The 15949-nt window shown below is 37.4% G+C and carries 20 protein-coding genes; 8 read left to right on the forward strand and 12 right to left on the reverse strand.

Going from position 1 to position 15949, the window contains the following annotated elements; genetic code table 11:
* Positions 1 to 8: 8 nt before the first annotated feature.
* The 5 genes from pilV to AAHF05_RS14115 form a co-directional block, all read right to left on the reverse strand.
* Positions 9 to 1553, reverse strand: coding sequence for a shufflon system plasmid conjugative transfer pilus tip adhesin PilV (gene pilV, locus AAHF05_RS14095; protein ID WP_374936472.1), 1545 nt, complete (start codon positions 1551 to 1553; stop codon positions 9 to 11).
* A gap of 154 nt (positions 1554 to 1707) precedes the next feature.
* Complete coding sequence (locus tag AAHF05_RS14100; RefSeq protein ID WP_094543098.1) at positions 1708 to 2277, reverse strand: type 4 pilus major pilin; 570 nt, start codon at positions 2275 to 2277, stop codon at positions 1708 to 1710.
* A 337-nt stretch (positions 2278 to 2614) separates the two neighbouring features.
* Positions 2615 to 2938, reverse strand: coding sequence for a conjugal transfer protein TraD (locus AAHF05_RS14105; RefSeq protein ID WP_001280264.1), 324 nt, complete (start codon positions 2936 to 2938; stop codon positions 2615 to 2617).
* An 83-nt stretch (positions 2939 to 3021) separates the two neighbouring features.
* On the reverse strand, positions 3022 to 3537 hold the full coding sequence (locus AAHF05_RS14110; protein ID WP_016240055.1) for a hypothetical protein: 516 nt from the start codon (positions 3535 to 3537) through the stop codon (positions 3022 to 3024).
* A 46-nt stretch (positions 3538 to 3583) separates the two neighbouring features.
* Positions 3584 to 4093, reverse strand: coding sequence for a hypothetical protein (locus AAHF05_RS14115; protein ID WP_016240054.1), 510 nt, complete (start codon positions 4091 to 4093; stop codon positions 3584 to 3586).
* A 1658-nt stretch (positions 4094 to 5751) separates the two neighbouring features.
* On the opposite strand from AAHF05_RS14115, the gene mobQ reads away from it, so the two are divergent.
* Complete coding sequence (mobQ, locus tag AAHF05_RS14120; protein WP_374936345.1) at positions 5752 to 7263, forward strand: MobQ family relaxase; 1512 nt, start codon at positions 5752 to 5754, stop codon at positions 7261 to 7263.
* Positions 7264 to 7289: 26 nt separating this feature from the next.
* On the opposite strand, the gene AAHF05_RS14125 is transcribed toward mobQ, so the two are convergent.
* On the reverse strand, positions 7290 to 7793 hold the full coding sequence (locus tag AAHF05_RS14125) for a hypothetical protein (RefSeq protein ID WP_016240051.1): 504 nt from the start codon (positions 7791 to 7793) through the stop codon (positions 7290 to 7292).
* A gap of 21 nt (positions 7794 to 7814) precedes the next feature.
* Positions 7815 to 8015, reverse strand: a complete 201-nt coding sequence (locus AAHF05_RS14130; RefSeq protein WP_016240050.1) for a hypothetical protein — start codon at positions 8013 to 8015, stop codon at positions 7815 to 7817.
* Between the two features lie 329 nt (positions 8016 to 8344).
* Between AAHF05_RS14130 and AAHF05_RS14135 the strand changes: the two genes are divergently transcribed.
* Positions 8345 to 9013, forward strand: coding sequence for a hypothetical protein (locus AAHF05_RS14135; protein WP_016240049.1), 669 nt, complete (start codon positions 8345 to 8347; stop codon positions 9011 to 9013).
* 12 nt (positions 9014 to 9025) lie between these two features.
* A complete protein-coding gene (locus AAHF05_RS14140) occupies positions 9026 to 10066 on the forward strand; it encodes an ImmA/IrrE family metallo-endopeptidase (protein WP_063930100.1) in 1041 nt (346 codons plus the stop codon).
* Positions 10067 to 10237: 171 nt separating this feature from the next.
* Here the strand turns inward: AAHF05_RS14140 and AAHF05_RS14145 are convergent, their stop codons facing one another.
* The 3 genes from AAHF05_RS14145 to AAHF05_RS14155 are packed head-to-tail and all read right to left on the reverse strand — an operon-like array spanning position 10238 to position 11655.
* Complete coding sequence (locus tag AAHF05_RS14145) at positions 10238 to 10513, reverse strand: membrane protein (RefSeq protein ID WP_048260929.1); 276 nt, start codon at positions 10511 to 10513, stop codon at positions 10238 to 10240.
* Between the two features lie 9 nt (positions 10514 to 10522).
* Positions 10523 to 11074, reverse strand: a complete 552-nt coding sequence (locus tag AAHF05_RS14150) for a DNA-directed RNA polymerase subunit beta (RefSeq protein ID WP_374936346.1) — start codon at positions 11072 to 11074, stop codon at positions 10523 to 10525.
* Between the two features lie 5 nt (positions 11075 to 11079).
* Positions 11080 to 11655 (reverse strand): hypothetical protein, encoded by a 576-nt coding sequence (locus AAHF05_RS14155; RefSeq protein WP_182290624.1) that lies wholly within the window; start codon positions 11653 to 11655, stop codon positions 11080 to 11082.
* 341 nt (positions 11656 to 11996) lie between these two features.
* On the opposite strand from AAHF05_RS14155, the gene AAHF05_RS14160 reads away from it, so the two are divergent.
* The 5 genes from AAHF05_RS14160 to AAHF05_RS14180 all read left to right on the forward strand — a co-directional run bounded on the left by AAHF05_RS14160 (position 11997) and on the right by AAHF05_RS14180 (position 14241).
* Positions 11997 to 12446: a hypothetical protein gene (locus tag AAHF05_RS14160; protein ID WP_182290626.1), complete on the forward strand. Its 450-nt coding sequence runs from the start codon at positions 11997 to 11999 to the stop codon at positions 12444 to 12446.
* A gap of 125 nt (positions 12447 to 12571) precedes the next feature.
* Entirely contained in the window at positions 12572 to 13042 is a 471-nt protein-coding gene (locus AAHF05_RS14165; protein ID WP_048703575.1) for a hypothetical protein, read from the forward strand.
* Positions 13043 to 13155: 113 nt separating this feature from the next.
* Positions 13156 to 13434 (forward strand): hypothetical protein, encoded by a 279-nt coding sequence (locus AAHF05_RS14170; RefSeq protein ID WP_223584468.1) that lies wholly within the window; start codon positions 13156 to 13158, stop codon positions 13432 to 13434.
* 122 nt (positions 13435 to 13556) lie between these two features.
* On the forward strand, positions 13557 to 13964 hold the full coding sequence (locus tag AAHF05_RS14175) for an H-NS family nucleoid-associated regulatory protein (protein ID WP_182290628.1): 408 nt from the start codon (positions 13557 to 13559) through the stop codon (positions 13962 to 13964).
* A gap of 61 nt (positions 13965 to 14025) precedes the next feature.
* Complete coding sequence (locus AAHF05_RS14180; protein WP_175154310.1) at positions 14026 to 14241, forward strand: hypothetical protein; 216 nt, start codon at positions 14026 to 14028, stop codon at positions 14239 to 14241.
* On the opposite strand, the gene AAHF05_RS14185 is transcribed toward AAHF05_RS14180, so the two are convergent.
* Both AAHF05_RS14185 and AAHF05_RS14190 read right to left on the reverse strand, forming a co-directional pair.
* Positions 14228 to 14407: a hypothetical protein gene (locus AAHF05_RS14185; protein WP_064839920.1), complete on the reverse strand. Its 180-nt coding sequence runs from the start codon at positions 14405 to 14407 to the stop codon at positions 14228 to 14230. The two genes, AAHF05_RS14180 and AAHF05_RS14185, sit on opposite strands and share 14 nt — an antisense overlap.
* A 118-nt stretch (positions 14408 to 14525) precedes the next feature.
* Positions 14526 to 15773 carry a hypothetical protein gene (locus tag AAHF05_RS14190; RefSeq protein WP_182290630.1) on the reverse strand — a complete coding sequence of 416 codons (1248 nt, stop codon included), beginning with the start codon at positions 15771 to 15773 and terminating at the stop codon, positions 14526 to 14528.
* Positions 15774 to 15949: the final 176 nt, after the last annotated feature.

Raw genomic sequence — 15949 nt, forward strand, 5'->3', positions numbered from 1 at the left:
CTTATATTTCAATCAAAACAAGACGCTCTTGCCCATGTAACAACACCTGCTTTCCAACCAGTAACCCTCATTTCTAAAATCCATGTGTCGCCTGAACGATAAACAACAGAGTGTTTAGTTGCCATATCAGTAGACTGATCTCCTGAAAAAACACACAGAAGGTGTTTTCCAAGATTTAATGTTTTATAAACATCACCACCTCCATTGCTGGATGATTCAAACACAACACTGTATGTCTTTTCATTAAATTTAAATTTTACCCATAACCCATTAACACAACTTAATGCCGAACCTTCGGCATCTCTTCCTTGTAAACCATTAGGAGAACAACTACTATTAACTGATGCCTGTCCATTAAGCTGTATAAATTCTCCCACCGTAGTGCGTCCAGTGGATTCTAATGTGGCGCCTTTGACATTTTTGGCGGCCTCTATGTTTCCAGAGGCTGTAATATTGGACTGTGTATGAACACCCGTAGCATTCATATATGATGTCAGATTACCCCCACTTCCTGTTGCCAGAGTGCCCGCGGCATATACATCAAGCGTTCTTAAACCGCCACCCCATCCGGCAGGTAAATCGTTCGGGTCATATCCCATTATCCCTAATCTTTGATCTATCTTAACATTTCTATTAACTTGTAATACAGTAGTATAGTTTCCTGCTGATGGTGAGTATAACGTTAACTGCTTTGCTGCTCCTAAACGTATTTCATAATCATTATTAGCAGCATCACCACCGAATGTTATCATGTCGCCATATCCATTGTGCGCTATAACTTGACCAGCAGCCGTTACTGTTCCTCCTGATGTTATATCACTTCCAAAATCACCTGTTCCTGATGCTGTTATGTTTTTTGCATTATCAATATCATTAGCTCCCATATTGAGGTTTCCCGTCATCGGCAATGTTCCATCACGACGGAGATAAACAGAATACATAGCAGAATCGTATCCAACACGATAGGCCATAAGACCTGCACTGGTGATATTACTGTAAACTGTTGATGTTTCTTTCCATGCACCCTGCAAACCTGATGCTAACGTTGCTGATTGCGTCATACCACTGTCAATACCCGCTGTTTGCATGGCTTTCCCTAATAAATCATAACGTGTTTTACCGCCTTCAATCCATGCCGTCGATGTCGTTATAAGACCATTAATAACAAAGTTAGGTGAAGTTCCATCTCGTTTTAATATGATTTTATACGAGGATTTATTAGCATTAGTGCCTGTGTAGGTTGAAGGTAGCAAACCTTCGTTAATCAATGTCTGGTAAGTAATTTCACATACTGAACCTGAACAGGTTCTTGGCCCCGGATCGGTTCCTGTTCCGGCAGCATTGGATAAGGTTGATAATTTATCATAACGGATATTTATATAGCCATTAACTGCTTCACCGATCTGTTTCATTTGTTGACCGACAGCAGAAGCCATTATACTCTCCTGTTCATTTTTCATATCCTGAAACTTCATAAAAGCCACCATCGTCCCAACACCTAAAACAAGAGTTAATTCTAGTAAAGAGAATCCTTTTTTAATTTTCATTTTCATCGCCATTTTTATATTCACGTATTAATTAATTATCAAATAACAAACAAAAATCAAGATGGAAGAAGAACTATATAGAAGAATAAAAACCAATAGATGATTAAAAAGGCTCCTTTAAATAAGGAGCCAAAAAAAATAATTTATTAAAACATTGTTGTTAAATAGAAGTGAAGATCAATGTATTATCATTTCCACCATTTTGACACTGTGTAGCCGTTCCTGCGACATCCAGCACACCGCCAGCAGGTTTAACATTACCGACCGTGCCTACTCCTGCCGTATAGAAATTACCTGCCGCTGCTGTAATAATTTTTGTACATTCTGCTGCAGGGACATTCTTATATGTTATGGTGAATGATGACCCTTGCGCTGATGAAGGACCTGTATTTGCTGATTCAACGATAACATCCCCCTTAAAGGCATTAATAGGTGTTGCTGAAGAACCAGAACCACTTAACATGTTATCTGGGAATATTTTTGCCTGAACAGCTACAGAGTTTGTAAGACCAGTAAAGCTTGAAGCTGAAGTATAAAGCGCTTTAACACCAGCTTGGATTGTTGCTATGTTATTGCTTTCAGCCTGTGCACGTTGAGACGCTTGCACTTTAGGATATACGATAAATGCTGCTACCACTAACGCTGCGATAATACCAAGAACAAGTAATAGTTCTAAAAGTGAGAAACCTTTTTTACTTTTTATGTTTTTAATTAATACTGTATTTTTCATTTCCTTTATATCTCCATTGTTTAATAAAATGATATAAAGAAAATAATAAATTTAAAAATAAACGCAACCACTTAAAAAATATTATATACAAAGTAGCCGATAAGCGGATTACCTAACAGAAAATAAAAAGACCGTGTTCACTTACGGTCGCTTTATCGGGAGGATACCCCCATGACTTTATTAAATACCACCACAGCTTACAAGATTTGAATATGGAGTTATCCATCTGTGATGATAAAATAAAAAATACAATTAATATAAAATAATGTCAAATTTAATTCAATGAAAGTTGAATACATATAACATTTTATACTTATACAATGACTTCTATATTCCATTAAGTTTTTCGGCCTTTCATACTAGCCAGAAATAACATTCCGCTTCTTTTAAATCTTTCTTTATCATCTGGATGTAGGTGAGGTATCTCTAGTAGCATACCTAAAACAAGATCCTTATCCACTGTAAAAACATCACAATCGAGAGCCTTGGCAACTTCCGCACCTAAAATTATTTTCTGGCGTGTTTCTATCTGTTTAGACTCTTTCTTAGACTTATGTTGTAAACGATTTAAACGCATCTGAGCAGATGCTAATTGCTGTTCCAGTGTCTTTTTTATTCGTGGTTTCTTTCTGGTTTGTTCTTTATCTGAAATATCACTCATTTTCTATCCTCTTATAGTTCCATGATACATATATATTTCTTATAAATATGTTAGTCAATGAGGATATTTGAATAATTGGATTATTATTTCTTTTTATACGATGGGAACTTTTCTTTTAAAATGTTAAAGCAGTTGATAACATTTTCATGCTCTACTGAAAAATGATCTACACTCCTTTTCAGAAGATCATTGGCAATATCAACGATAAATTGACTTTTTTCGCTATGATTATAGACAGTAAATACATCAGCTATCCAGTGATAGCAGCAAAGCGTCAACAAAATACAATAGTCTTGATATTCTTTAATACCTGATAAAAAAGTATATCCGTTGTAATCTACTTGCCTTGTTCTTCTATAATATTGTCTAAGCGTGGGTTTCATTATTATTAAATTGTTTTTAACTATATCATAGTGAATGTCATCCTGAACGTAGTCGTTTTTAAGAAAGAAACTATTGCTATGAACATATAAAGCATAGGCAATAGTTTCAGTAGAGATTCCATATTTCTCGCATAGAGCCGTTGAGACAACAGGATTGTTTTCTATATGTCTTATAAACTCACTTTCCTTCAAGTTTTTTGTTTTCAATTTTTTCATGTATTACCTCTTATAAAAAATTATAATATCATCATTAATGAATGCTTTAACGACGAAATGGCACTGGTTTTCTCCATTCAAACTCTGCCTCAAACCTTTCTTTATTTCTTTCATTTTTGATCTGACAAGATATACGATTGTTGAGGATCTTTTTTCGAGCAATTTTTAAAACTTCTTTCATTTCACATTTTACAAGCTTTCTACCTTTAATTTTCATTTCTTCATATATGGCATTATTGATAAAATCTCTTTCTTTAGCTGATAGTATCTTTAATCTTCCTTGCTCATACGCATTATTTGAAATGGTATTAATTGTTTCATCTTCTTTTTCTTCCATATCAACTCTACTCTTCTTTTGTTTTTTTGATTTTTGCTCTTTTCTAATCGAGCGGACTTGATCACGAGCAATAAATTTGACAGTTTGTTTTTCTTTTTTATTTAGTGCTTTACCTTTTAACTTAGCGGCTTCTTCCAGAAAATCATCTATTATCTTTTTTTCATTCTCAGTAAGATTTTGTATCCATCCCATTCTTAGCTTTTTTGTTTTACTTTCCATATCATTACCTTTTTATTTATATTTTTTAATTAATACAATTAAAAAACAAGAAACTCAAATTAATCCATGCACCATATTTAATTTATAAGCCTACTTATCTTTCGTTAGTGCCTTGATGAAATGGCACCTACCTACTGATATTTTTAAAATTATTTTTTTGTACTAGTAGTACTAGAATTTTATTAGATTAGGTTCTGGGGTTTTAGATAGCGACTTTCAGTCGTAGTAGTTTTCCGTCAGGAAAACTTAGTTTTTCTGCAAGCTTCACCCCCCTAACCCCCCGTAAAAAAATACTATTGTAATATTTTTTTTAGGTTCGCAGGTTGGCGATTCTCACCGTAGCTATTGAGTTCCAGCACGTTTCCATTACTGGGACACCCCATCGGACTCCTACAGATACATCATGATCATTTAAAGCATTTTCTCGTTTTACTAAAGAAAATTATACTACCGCTTTATAGATTTTAGATGAACGCTTCAAGTTGGTGGCTACCGACTTCCCCCCGTTTATATGCCACCTACAATAACCTAAGAACAAAACAGTTTTTAACACATGATGTCCAAAGATTCTTAGACCTGATACACAGGTTTAACGTTATTGCTTTTGAAGACTAAAATGTTTTTGGAAATGGTATTTGAAAAGCTTATAAAAAGTTGAGATTTAGATTTGACAAATATGAAAAGATTATTTAATACTTTATTATATTTGTAATCACGTTATTCCTCTAACTGATTACAAGGCTTCAAAAGTCGGCAAAACTTTTTTAGTCCTTAAAAAGTCAACTTTGATAAGTTGGCTTTTTTTGTATCTTTATTTTATTTACAACACAACATTTTACTTGTCAAATAAAACAACCTAACTTTATTAAAAATAAAAAAGACCAGACAAACTTAAATATATTTCGTCAAAAAACACATTTAACATATGATCTAATGGATTTTTATTTGATTTTTACTGTTTAATCAGCAATAACTCAAATGGTTATGATACAAAAGGTGATAACAAAAATGGTGTTTACAAGACTCTGCACAAAAATGCAACAAGCTCTATATGTAATCATGCAACATATACAATCAAAATCATTAACCTAAATCATCTAATATTCCCCACGTTACTTGACTCTCTTTCCTTATGGTTTATTTTTCACCCTTTGCTTTTTCACTCTTATTTTAAGTCCGAACCTACACCATCCATTTTTTTAAAAAAACTGTCGTTATAAGTCTGTTTTAGTGCATTTAGCTTTTCCCGCCTTACGGCGGGAGGGAAATTAACTCTTTTGCCCTTACGGGCGCTCTCTAAAACCATAGTCATTAAGATTCGTGTAATACCTCAGCCGTTCATCCGATTCTAGCCCTGTAAATTTCACAGCCCGTAAAACTAGAGTTATTATTTAACTATAGAAAAACTTTTTTACATTGTCGTTATTTTTAGCTCCTTTAGGAGATATAAAAATAAAGCAATGCCCACCTATACACTGCTACGCAGTGTGTGGGGTCTACCGACGGTTGCCTGCCGCAGGCTAACACCGTTTCCTTCGGAAACAAGGTCAACGTCAACACCAGAGTTTTTCTTGCGAAAAACTAAAACCAGCATAGTCGCATTGGAGAGTTATATTTTGGTTTGATATTTAAATTTATATTGAGGTTGTTTTTATTGTATGGCTATTTTTCATCTTGATTTTAAAATTGTGAAACGTTCAGAAGGCAGGTCTTCCGTTGCGAAGGCTGCCTATCATGCTCGTACACGTATAACAGATGAAAGAACAGGTGATACGTATGATTACAGTCGCCGTACTGATTTATATGGGCACTTCATATTAGCTCCAGCTAACGCACCAGAACACATCGTAAAAGATTCTACAGCATTGTGGAATGAAGTGGAAAAAGTTGAGCGCCAGAACAATGGTCAAACAGCCCGTTATTTCGATGTTTCCATTCCTACCGAGTTAAATAATGATGAAAAGAAAAAACTTGTCCTTGAGTATTGTCAGAAAAATTTCGTTGATAAAGGTATGATTGCTGATATCGCTTTCCATGATCTCGATAGCGACAACCCACATGCTCACGTTATGTTGACGTTAAAAACCATTGGCTCGGAAGGGTTTGGTAAAAAAGAAAGAAGCTGGAATGACAGAAAAATGTCTGTGTTGTGGCGTGAATCATGGGCATCTATGGCGAACAGCTACCTCGCTGCTGCTGGTTCGCCAGAACGTATTGATCATCGTTCCCTTCAAGCCCAGCACGAAGAGGCATTAGAAAAAGCGGCGGCTGCTCTGGACAATGAAGAACAAGCACTATGGCTTGCTAAAGCCGCTGAAACAAACCGTCCTCCAATGAAGCGTATCCATAGTGCCAAATGGCGTAGTAAAGCAGCACAAGAGCAAAGAGCAGCAGAACAGGCTGTTCGTGACGCTGCTAAACAAGAAGCTGTTGAAGTCTACAAAACATTCAGCGAACTTGATCTTGAAATCGTCGTTGATGTCAGAAGCTTCACGATTACACATCTTGCTGAACCAGAAGAAATTGTTTTACCTGAAACGCGATCCAGCTCTTCTACAAATGACGAACAAAGACCTTTACTGGTAGCACCAGCTCCTCATACTCGTATGCGTGGCGTTAAATCCTATCGTGATAAATCCAAAGTCAGTAAGGTTGTTGCTGGTAAGAAACCATCGGTCAGTATTTCTGATTATGAAACAAATACTATTTTGAAAACATCCACCTCTCAAAACCCAAACAGGGCATCCAGAAGCGCCCCTGACCGTGCAAGAAAGCATAAGACTACTCCACGTCAGGATAATATTTTTAAACGCTTCACAACTCTTGTCATAGATTTTTTTAAGCAGAAGTTTGTATGGGCTAAAGCAAACAAATCCCAAAATGATCTTATCAGTGAAGAACATGATAAACGTATTGCTGAAAACTATGTCTTTGATGAGGTATTAGGCCGTCATGTTCTACGCCCTGAATATGAGAAACGAGCTAAGTTTAACCAAGATGACTACAAGCCAACGACTGACGAGATCACCCGTTTCCCAAGCCGTCTTAAGCAGGATCAGGCAGAACACAATCAATGTGAGAATCTCACCCCGTCTGTACCACTTGAGCAGATGGGAAAGGATAGCTATCCAAAGTTCAGGCCACCGGGATTACGAAGTAGAGATTCGTAGAGCTATAACAGAATGAAACTATAATATCATTTATCAGTTATAGCTTTGATTAGTTTACCAAAGCTGATAAGCCCACCCCGAGAAGTCAAATGATTAGGCAACTCTCTGGTTTTGGGAAATTTACGGTGTTTCGGACCAAAAGATAGTATTATTAGCTTTTTCTTAGTTGTAGGGTCATACCATCTGTAATGAATAACTGCTGCAGATGTTGCCCCAGATATATTTAAATCACGGATCTTGGCTTGGGTAGATGTTGAGTTAGGATCATATGGTCCAATATGATAATGCCAATGACCGCCTGCTTTATATCCTATAAGGATTGATATTTCATCACCATTAGTATCAGTCCAAGACGGCTTATTTTTCCCTCGAAGAAGTTTTCCATCTTCTACATCAAGAACAAATAGTGTTAAAAGACCAGCTTCGCAATTAGAAGTAAGATCATTAGTCAAGAGTGAGAAATCACAAAATTTCTCTCCTCTATAATTACCACTAATAAAATCAGGATGATAATAAACGATAGCAGGCATAGTAAATTAACGTATAATAGATTATTTATAAAAAAGGTGAGGGGTAGCCTCTTGCTCTTCACCAAGAACTGTTTTTGCAACCTGACGTTGCCACTCTAGAAGAGACTGTAAACGCTCTTCTCTTGTGCCATCACAAACAGGTGCTTTGATCAGGTCCGATTCGTCAATGTGCTCACCACGCTTGAGAAGCATTTCATGTTCTTTAGGCTTTAAACTCAACATAATAACCTCCTATCACTCTTAAATAAATTTAAGCCAAAAATCTCTTTTTGTCAATTATTTATACAGTTTCCTACTAAGAGCCTATCCATTAGGCTAGGCGTAATTGTTGCAGGCAGTTTAAGCACAAACAACGCTTCAATCCCGGAGCGTACAGGTAGTACGTAAGGATTTTGAGCACCACCTCGCTTCAAAATGACCAATTAAATAGGCTAATAGGATAGGCTCTTAGTCTTTACACATAGATACTGTAAAAATCATCAGTTCACTTCTTGATTTACCCCCTAATTTTAGGTATAAAATCAGGAAGTGACGAGTGATGCGAGAACCGTATGAACAATCAAATGCAGCGTAAGGTAGTTTTTGGTGATGAGGCAATTGCCAATGTTTCTAAATATGGGATTAGCGAGTATGCACTTCAAGCAGCTATAGAAGATGGTCTTCTGGAGATCAGACAAAGTACTGATCTAGATGCTAAAACAGATCCGGGGTCTCGTGCTTGGGGAGCGGTTATTCGTGGCTTGCGCCGTGAATTGCTTACTGATAGTGAAGAATGGAGCTTTTCATTTGTTAGCGGGTTAAACCTGACTCATAACAAGGATAAAGGGTTAAATATTCTCGTTATGAGTGGCGACAAGTACACTGGTCTTTTAGATGGGAATCCCAAGAGCAAAAACCCTAAAGGGGCTGCTACTGAAGTTCTGGTCGGTGAAAACTTTGAATTGTTTAATCCTGAAAAAGGGATTTCTCCCATTGTCGCATCAGAACCTGTTGATTCGATGATCAACTTTGTTCTCCTTTACTTTTTCGATTATGGTAATAAAGAAGTGCGCTATGAATTATCCATTCCCGATGGAATGAGCAATTCTGCTGGTAAAACGCGAATAGCTTCATGGAAGGAACGATACATTTTCGAAGCGATTCCGTTTGTTAATAAAGTTATCCCTCTTAAAGAAGAGTTTAACGAAACCCCTGCGTTCACAGTTATTAGAAACGAGTAGTTCGGATATCACATGGCAAAATTTAACCCTTCGCGCCTTAAACTTGCAAGGACAAGAAGAGGATTAACAATGACAGCCTTAGCAAAAAAAGCAGGGCTTTCTTTGAGAATGATCGTTGATTATGAGAAAGATTATTGCCTATATGAGCCATCTGAGCAAACTATAGCTTCATTTGTAGATGTTTTAAAATATCCTGCCGATTTTTTCTTCGGTGAAGATATTGAATCAATTGATCCTTCTACAGTATCTTTTCGTTCTCTGAAGAAAATGACATCTGCACAGGAAGGTGCAGCAATTGGTGCAGGTCAACTCGGATTGATTGTTAGTGACTATTTTGAACAGTATTTTAAATTACCAGAACTCAACCTAATTGATTTAAGAGGCGAAACACCTGAATCAGCTGCACGAGCACTTCGTGATTACTGGAAACTTGGCAGTAAAAGCATTTTTAACATGGTTCATTTGTTAGAAATGAATGGGATTAAAGTATTTTCATTATCAGAAAATACAGCGGAAGTTGATGCTTATTCGTTTTGGAAAGCAGGAAAGGCATATGTATTTCTGAACAACCAAAAAACTGCTGAACGAAGTAGATTTGATGCAGCTCATGAACTGGGGCATTTGGTTCTGCATAAACATGGAACACCTCAAGGCAAGGATATTGAAATTGAGGCTAATGAATTTGCTTCAGCGTTTTTAATGCCAAAAGAGAATATTCTAGCTGCAAAAATGCGCAATCCATCTTTAGATGCCGTGCTTCAACTTCGTCATAACTGGAAAGTATCTACCTTTGCTCTTATTTACCGTATGAGGCAAGCGGGAGCATTAACTACTTGGCAATATAATAATCTTGTAAGAGAAGCTTCTGCACGTGGGTTTAGATTGAGAGAGGATCAAGTAATGGAGCGAGAAAGATCTATGATCATTGACTCATTACTCGACGCCCTAGCTGATGATGGTATAACCTTACCGGTGATTTCTCGCCAGCTAAATATCCCTGTAGGGGAGCTTTCTAATCTGTTGTTCAGATTTGGTTTGATTCAAAGTATCTGAATGTTCAAATGAAGTGAGGCTAACAGATTAGCATTTCAAGATGTTAGCATTGTCCACTTATGGCACAGATCAGTCTGTCTGTAATTGTTTGTTGTATCAGTTTCAACTTTTTACATACAAAAAAACCATACCTAGATAAGTCAATGGTATGGTTTCCTGTATTAAGTCTGATTACATCCTTCTTCTAAACACAACATTATCAGAGAATATCGCCTTACCAGCTATAAACCCAACAGCAGCAATGATTGGTAGGCTGATAGTAGCTCCCGCCATACCTGTAGACATTCCGATCAGTATAGACAGGCCGAAGGCCAATAATATAACCACGAAAGCATACCAGCCGGGGAAGGTTCCATACAGAACCGTCGCCATGCAGCCGGTGCAGACATGGACACCCCTTTGGCTTTCTTTCAGGCAAAATGGACACTTGATGGTATTGTTTTCCATGATAGCCCCTTAGATCGCTTTCCAGCCATTGCTGGTTTTAACAAGATTAATCATGCCGTCTTCAGGTTCATTCATACCCTTGACGCTGGAGAACGCTTTTTTGTCCACCCATGCAGGAACATCCGCCAACTTCCATGTATAAGACACGCGAACAATTTTCTGATTACCGTTTCCCGGTTCAGTCCATTCCTTTATCTCAGCAACCGCACGATGACCAACACAGGCACCATCTTTACGATCCCAAAACTCAACCGCTTGGCCTTTGTCTGTTACTTCCAGAACATCGACACTACTGAAACCATTAGCTTGTTGAGAAACATCAAGCAGCCCCTGATTAGTCAGACCTTTCAATATTTCATCACTGGCACTATACCCCGCTGAACGGTAGCCATGGTTGACCCGGATGGGGAAGCCCTTATTGAACACAATGTCATTATCCTGTAAGGAGTAGCACAGCTTTGAATGTGAAATCTTCGCATTGATAGCTTTCTCAAAATCACCTTTTTCACCGCAGCCTGATAACAACACGGTAAGGCCCGCAATGGCTAAAAATTTACGCATGGTTCTTATCCCTTTTTGTGACTGATAGTGCCGTTTTTCAGAACAACCAGACGAACTGGCATATCGGCATTGTTGACGGTAGCGAATCCACGGACTTCGAAGTTGTTGACTGTTCCAGTGACACTGACTTTCTGGCCTTTCTTGTAAGTAAGAACGGCATCATCAATACCAGAGTAGTAATCCAGCCAGACCATCCCGCCGCAGTAGCTGGTATCAGAGGTTTTATATAAGAGGTAATAGTTAGGGGCTGACTTAGGCATTCCCGTCATCATGTCGCTGGCACTTCTCCCCTTCGTAACTTCAAGAACAGTGGCATTGGTGATAGAGATCCTTTTGCCAGTCCAGTTTTTCTCCGCTGCCATTGCGTTTTCTTCATAGTCTTTGCAGACAGGGCCAAGGCCAGATACAGACGATACCGGGCCAAGGCTTTGAGTGGTGGCAGTTCCCCCCAGCGCTTTACCTACTGAAGACAACGAAGAACTGATTGCTCCATTAACTTTGTTCACGCCATCGTTGAGCTGCTGGCAGCCAGAAAGAAACACCAGAGAGACCGCCAGTGGTAAGAAGTTATGTCCTTTCATTTATTCCTCAAGGATTTAGTCAGATTCGTATACCCCAATCCCGGCGCTCTCACCGACAGATCAGGGGTTATCGTCTAATCAATTGATAGAATTGAATTATTTTTGGTGTTCGTCACATCGTTTAAATCGATCGATACAAAACAAATGATAGTCACAAACTATCATAAACAATATATCGATCGATTAAAGCAATTAAAAAACCGATCGATAAATCCTTTTTAATCGTTAGAATCTATCAATATAAGCTTATCGATCGATTTTACAGATCATTTTGCTTGAGTATGCTGGCACTGGCGACTATGCTGGGCTGAGATAAAGCAGTAAAACAGCGAGGAATGAGCATGGAAAACAATAACGAGCGAAGCTCTATGGAAATCTTCGAAAAAGATCAAAAAATCGCTTTTGTTGACTCGTTCAGCGATGCTGTTTTGTCTTACGAATACGAACAGGCGGGTTTCACCATAAACTTACTGAAGCGCTCGGTTCTTCTCTTTAACCATAATATAAAGAAAAACGTAACTGCCAAGCAGTTGCGTAAAAATAATATAAAGAAAAACGTAATGTCTTCGACATTGCGTAAAAATATGAACAGCACATTTATATACCCATATAGCAACATCAGGGAAATCAACTACACGCTGCCTGATTGCAGATCCGATGATGCCGAGATCTGTATTATGACTGGTGATGTATTAAATCCAGTCTGGACGTTCAGGGTTCCATCTCATGCATATTATATTTGCGAGCAATGGGTGGAAGTATTTAATAACCATATTTTCTTTGGCCCATAAACGAAGTATTAAACAAAAGGAAATTAAATATCTGACTAATGATATTAATTAATAGAATTATTTGCTTTTTATAAAGTTAATGTTTAATTATATACACATAGAATAATTGATATCGAGGTATATTTATGTCTGGAAAAAATCCGTTTTGGAATTATGATTATAATGCGGCGCAACGTAATAGAGAAATTGTAGACTCTTACCAACAGGCAAATGAGGCAAGGCTGGATTCTCAACAGTCGCAGTTTGAAGCATCTATGGCTAATGACAGGGTTAGTAGAATACAGATGCAGTTGAATAACACAATCAATAGCCATAAGAAGGTTGTCGCTGATTATGAGCAACGTCTTGAAGAATATAAACAAAATTTCTTTCGTGTAGCTTTACATAAAAACATTCTCTTCAGAACGGTTCGCAGACTTCAGGAGGAATGGCCGGATAAAAAGGAATTCATCCTTGATGAAATGCAAAGACAAAGAATTTTGTGTAATCAACAGGATTATAGAGAAAGATGGTGGAATGCCATAAAAGATAATAATCTTGCTGACGATTATCTTGAGTTTCCATTTCCTAATAGAGAGGTAAAAAACAAACCATAATAAGTAATTAACTATTCGATCATAACATTATATTTATTTTAATAAGACACTAACCTGCTGTGTCTCCTAAAAACACGCCTATACATCAACCATCCATTTTATGGAATACCATCATGACAACTATTTTGCATCCAAATTACGTTGTTGTATCAAAGCTAATATCTAAGTTTGACATTACACATGACAGTAGAGATGAAAATATCAACATCTTGATTTCTGTCATTTATGACTTGGATAACGGCATTACAATCGAACACTACATTAATAATCAGGAAGAGGCCGAGAAAAAATGCATTGAGAAAAATAGATTTTCAAGGAAGTTTAAAAATCGCATTGATAATATATCATCTGAAGAAACCCGCCCAGCTAAAAATAATCCCAAACCCAAATAAAAATTTGAACTCATGATGGATCTGAGGTCTATACCATATAATGTATTGATTTTGTGCACAGGAACGATTAAAACTATGATGTTATTGCTTATATTCTTTACCACAAACATTAGGGAAATCGCATGTCTGATGCTTTAAAGATCATCAACAATGTTCGTACTCTCCGTGCTCAGGCTCGTGAACTAACACTTGAGACTTTGGAAGAGATGTTAGAAAAACTCACTATCGTTGTAGAAGAACGTCGTGAAGAAGAAGCCTCATTTCTCAAACAGCAGGAAGAGAAACAGGCCAAGCTGGAAGCATTCCGTCAGAAGCTGTTGGAAGATGGCATAGACCCGGCAGAATTACTTTCAACTGTTAGCCCATTTTCTTCCAAGACCGGAGCGAAGCGCGCCCCACGTCCAGCTAAGTATAAATACATCGATACCGATGGTTCTGAAAAAACATGGACAGGTCAGGGCCGAACTCCTCGTGCTATCGCTGCTGCACTTGAAGCAGGTAAAACTCTTGAAGTGTTTGAGATTAAATAGCATTATATGAAAAGCCCCTGCGGGCTTTTCAATATTTTTCTATTATAATTAGGAGATTCATATGTTGGGACAAGAACCATCAACTACTGATGCAGAAGCCGTTATTGAGATTTTGAAAATTTTTTACATGTCTCTTCCTGCCGATGTGAAGAGTACAATCAATTATGAAATTCAGAAAAAAATCAAGGATGAAGACAAGCAGCTTCCTTATAAAGATAAGGGTAGGGCTATTTATCGAGTAGCATCCAAGATTATTCCTGAAGCTAATCTTGTTTAGTTATAAGATCCTCAAGCGATGCTAAGGTTTTAAGTATTTCAGTTCTTATTTTCTCTCTAAGTCTATTTTCAAGGTCTGTAATCGCATCAACTTTCATATGAAAATAGACTTGGTACAACTTTTCTAACTTAGTACATATAAAAATTAATTTATCATCTTCTTTCATTTTACCCATCCTTTACATAGTTATATTTTATAAATATCACTTTATAAACTTATGTCAATGAGTTGAAACTTCGACAAGTTCATATAACTACCTAATATTAATCAATTACGTTTATATATTATTTTGTTGCCTGAGTCGCTCTTGTTGCATTTGTTTTTAAATTATTCAGCATTTGCTTATCAACCGGTTGCAGTTGTTGTCCTAACAGAGCCGCAAGCAAAATATTTGTGTCTTCTGTTCTTTCGATTTGAAGCATTTGTAATCTTAAATCAAGTGCCTGCATTCTTGCCTGCTCATGCGCAGTTTCTTTTTCATCAGCACTACTGATTTTTACCTGCCAAGCGTCAGCACCTGTTGTATCTGCATAGCGTGAATAGATCTCATATCTTAACATTTCCCACTCTGAAGGATTATCCGGGAATGTTGTGCCGGGAAATAAGGTCGCATACTTGTTTTTTACGGAAGCATCTGACCAAGCAAGGTTTGCTCCCTGCGTAGAACCTAATGTGGATCCTATTTTGGCCCCTCTGGAGTTCACTGATACATTACTTGCTTTTTTCATTGCCAGTACGGAATCAATGGCGTTTGTTCCAGCAGTGCTTCTGGAGACAAAGCTCGAAAAGGCGGATAAATATTCTCGACCTTCATTTGTGTCTTCTAACCCTTTGTTCTTCAATGGTTCAACAGGCAAGTTACCTATAAGATTTCTTTTTGCCGCTTCAGCAACTTCAATCTGCTCCACAGAATAAGACTGATTCGAAACCTTATTAGACAATGCATCTGATGTAGATAATGGTGGTGTAATTAGGCTTGATGCCGATTTATCTTTATCAGGATACTGACCTATAGCATTGCACCCACCTCTGTTATATTTCACATCATCTTCAGAGCAAACATTTATTGATACTCTGCCCATGATGTTTTTCTTGGCCTCATTTATTCCGGTATTTGCTTGCGTAAACATCTTAACGCTGTTTTCAGATAAAGCCTCTTTCGCTGAGCTTGTATTCGATCCTGCTGCACCACGACCACCTGCGCTTGTGACTTCTTCACAGGCGTTGGCATCAGGTATTCTGTTTAAGATATTTTTCATACGCTGTTCTTGGATTGCCTGACTTGCATTACTGACAACAGCATTCTTCTGATTCTCATTTGCTGTTATGGTTGCTTGTGCCAGTTTGTCGTTCATTGAAACTAATGTTTCGATTATTCCATTTCCCATAGATTGAGGTGATCGCCCCATCAAATAAGGATCCAGAGTATAGTTTGTGACCGGATAAACAGCCTCTGCATGACTTGAATACAATATTGTCAAACATATTACGCTCGCTATGTTTAATTTTTTTATTTTAAATCCCCCTCTCACAGCCCACTCCTCTTTATTCACTACCTATTATTTAATTAATCCATTAAAAGCAGTTTGTCAATTTTATTAAAAATTATAATAGAATAGATTAAAGACTTGGAAAACAACCATTTTTTATGTGACCAACCCAACCTCGTGTAATTAATTTTACAATTTTCACATCACGCAGTAGTTTT

The organism is Enterobacter adelaidei (genome assembly GCF_041937165.1).
Lineage (GTDB): Bacteria > Pseudomonadota > Gammaproteobacteria > Enterobacterales > Enterobacteriaceae > Enterobacter > Enterobacter adelaidei.

Bases quoted from the DNA above. Each gene is read 5' to 3' on its own strand.
- pilV (WP_374936472.1), bottom strand. From the start codon at position 1,553: ATGAAAATGAAAATTAAAAAAGGATTCTCTTTACTAGAATTAACTCTT.
- AAHF05_RS14100 (WP_094543098.1), bottom strand. From the start codon at position 2,277: ATGAAAAATACAGTATTAATTAAAAACATAAAAAGTAAAAAAGGTTTC.
- AAHF05_RS14105 (WP_001280264.1), bottom strand. From the start codon at position 2,938: ATGAGTGATATTTCAGATAAAGAACAAACCAGAAAGAAACCACGAATA.
- AAHF05_RS14110 (WP_016240055.1), bottom strand. From the start codon at position 3,537: ATGAAAAAATTGAAAACAAAAAACTTGAAGGAAAGTGAGTTTATAAGA.
- AAHF05_RS14115 (WP_016240054.1), bottom strand. From the start codon at position 4,093: ATGGAAAGTAAAACAAAAAAGCTAAGAATGGGATGGATACAAAATCTT.
- mobQ (WP_374936345.1), top strand. From the start codon at position 5,752: ATGGCTATTTTTCATCTTGATTTTAAAATTGTGAAACGTTCAGAAGGC.
- AAHF05_RS14125 (WP_016240051.1), bottom strand. From the start codon at position 7,793: ATGCCTGCTATCGTTTATTATCATCCTGATTTTATTAGTGGTAATTAT.
- AAHF05_RS14130 (WP_016240050.1), bottom strand. From the start codon at position 8,015: ATGTTGAGTTTAAAGCCTAAAGAACATGAAATGCTTCTCAAGCGTGGT.
- AAHF05_RS14135 (WP_016240049.1), top strand. From the start codon at position 8,345: ATGAACAATCAAATGCAGCGTAAGGTAGTTTTTGGTGATGAGGCAATT.
- AAHF05_RS14140 (WP_063930100.1), top strand. From the start codon at position 9,026: ATGGCAAAATTTAACCCTTCGCGCCTTAAACTTGCAAGGACAAGAAGA.
- AAHF05_RS14145 (WP_048260929.1), bottom strand. From the start codon at position 10,513: ATGGAAAACAATACCATCAAGTGTCCATTTTGCCTGAAAGAAAGCCAA.
- AAHF05_RS14150 (WP_374936346.1), bottom strand. From the start codon at position 11,074: ATGCGTAAATTTTTAGCCATTGCGGGCCTTACCGTGTTGTTATCAGGC.
- AAHF05_RS14155 (WP_182290624.1), bottom strand. From the start codon at position 11,655: ATGAAAGGACATAACTTCTTACCACTGGCGGTCTCTCTGGTGTTTCTT.
- AAHF05_RS14160 (WP_182290626.1), top strand. From the start codon at position 11,997: ATGGAAAACAATAACGAGCGAAGCTCTATGGAAATCTTCGAAAAAGAT.
- AAHF05_RS14165 (WP_048703575.1), top strand. From the start codon at position 12,572: ATGTCTGGAAAAAATCCGTTTTGGAATTATGATTATAATGCGGCGCAA.
- AAHF05_RS14170 (WP_223584468.1), top strand. From the start codon at position 13,156: ATGACAACTATTTTGCATCCAAATTACGTTGTTGTATCAAAGCTAATA.
- AAHF05_RS14175 (WP_182290628.1), top strand. From the start codon at position 13,557: ATGTCTGATGCTTTAAAGATCATCAACAATGTTCGTACTCTCCGTGCT.
- AAHF05_RS14180 (WP_175154310.1), top strand. From the start codon at position 14,026: ATGTTGGGACAAGAACCATCAACTACTGATGCAGAAGCCGTTATTGAG.
- AAHF05_RS14185 (WP_064839920.1), bottom strand. From the start codon at position 14,407: ATGAAAGAAGATGATAAATTAATTTTTATATGTACTAAGTTAGAAAAG.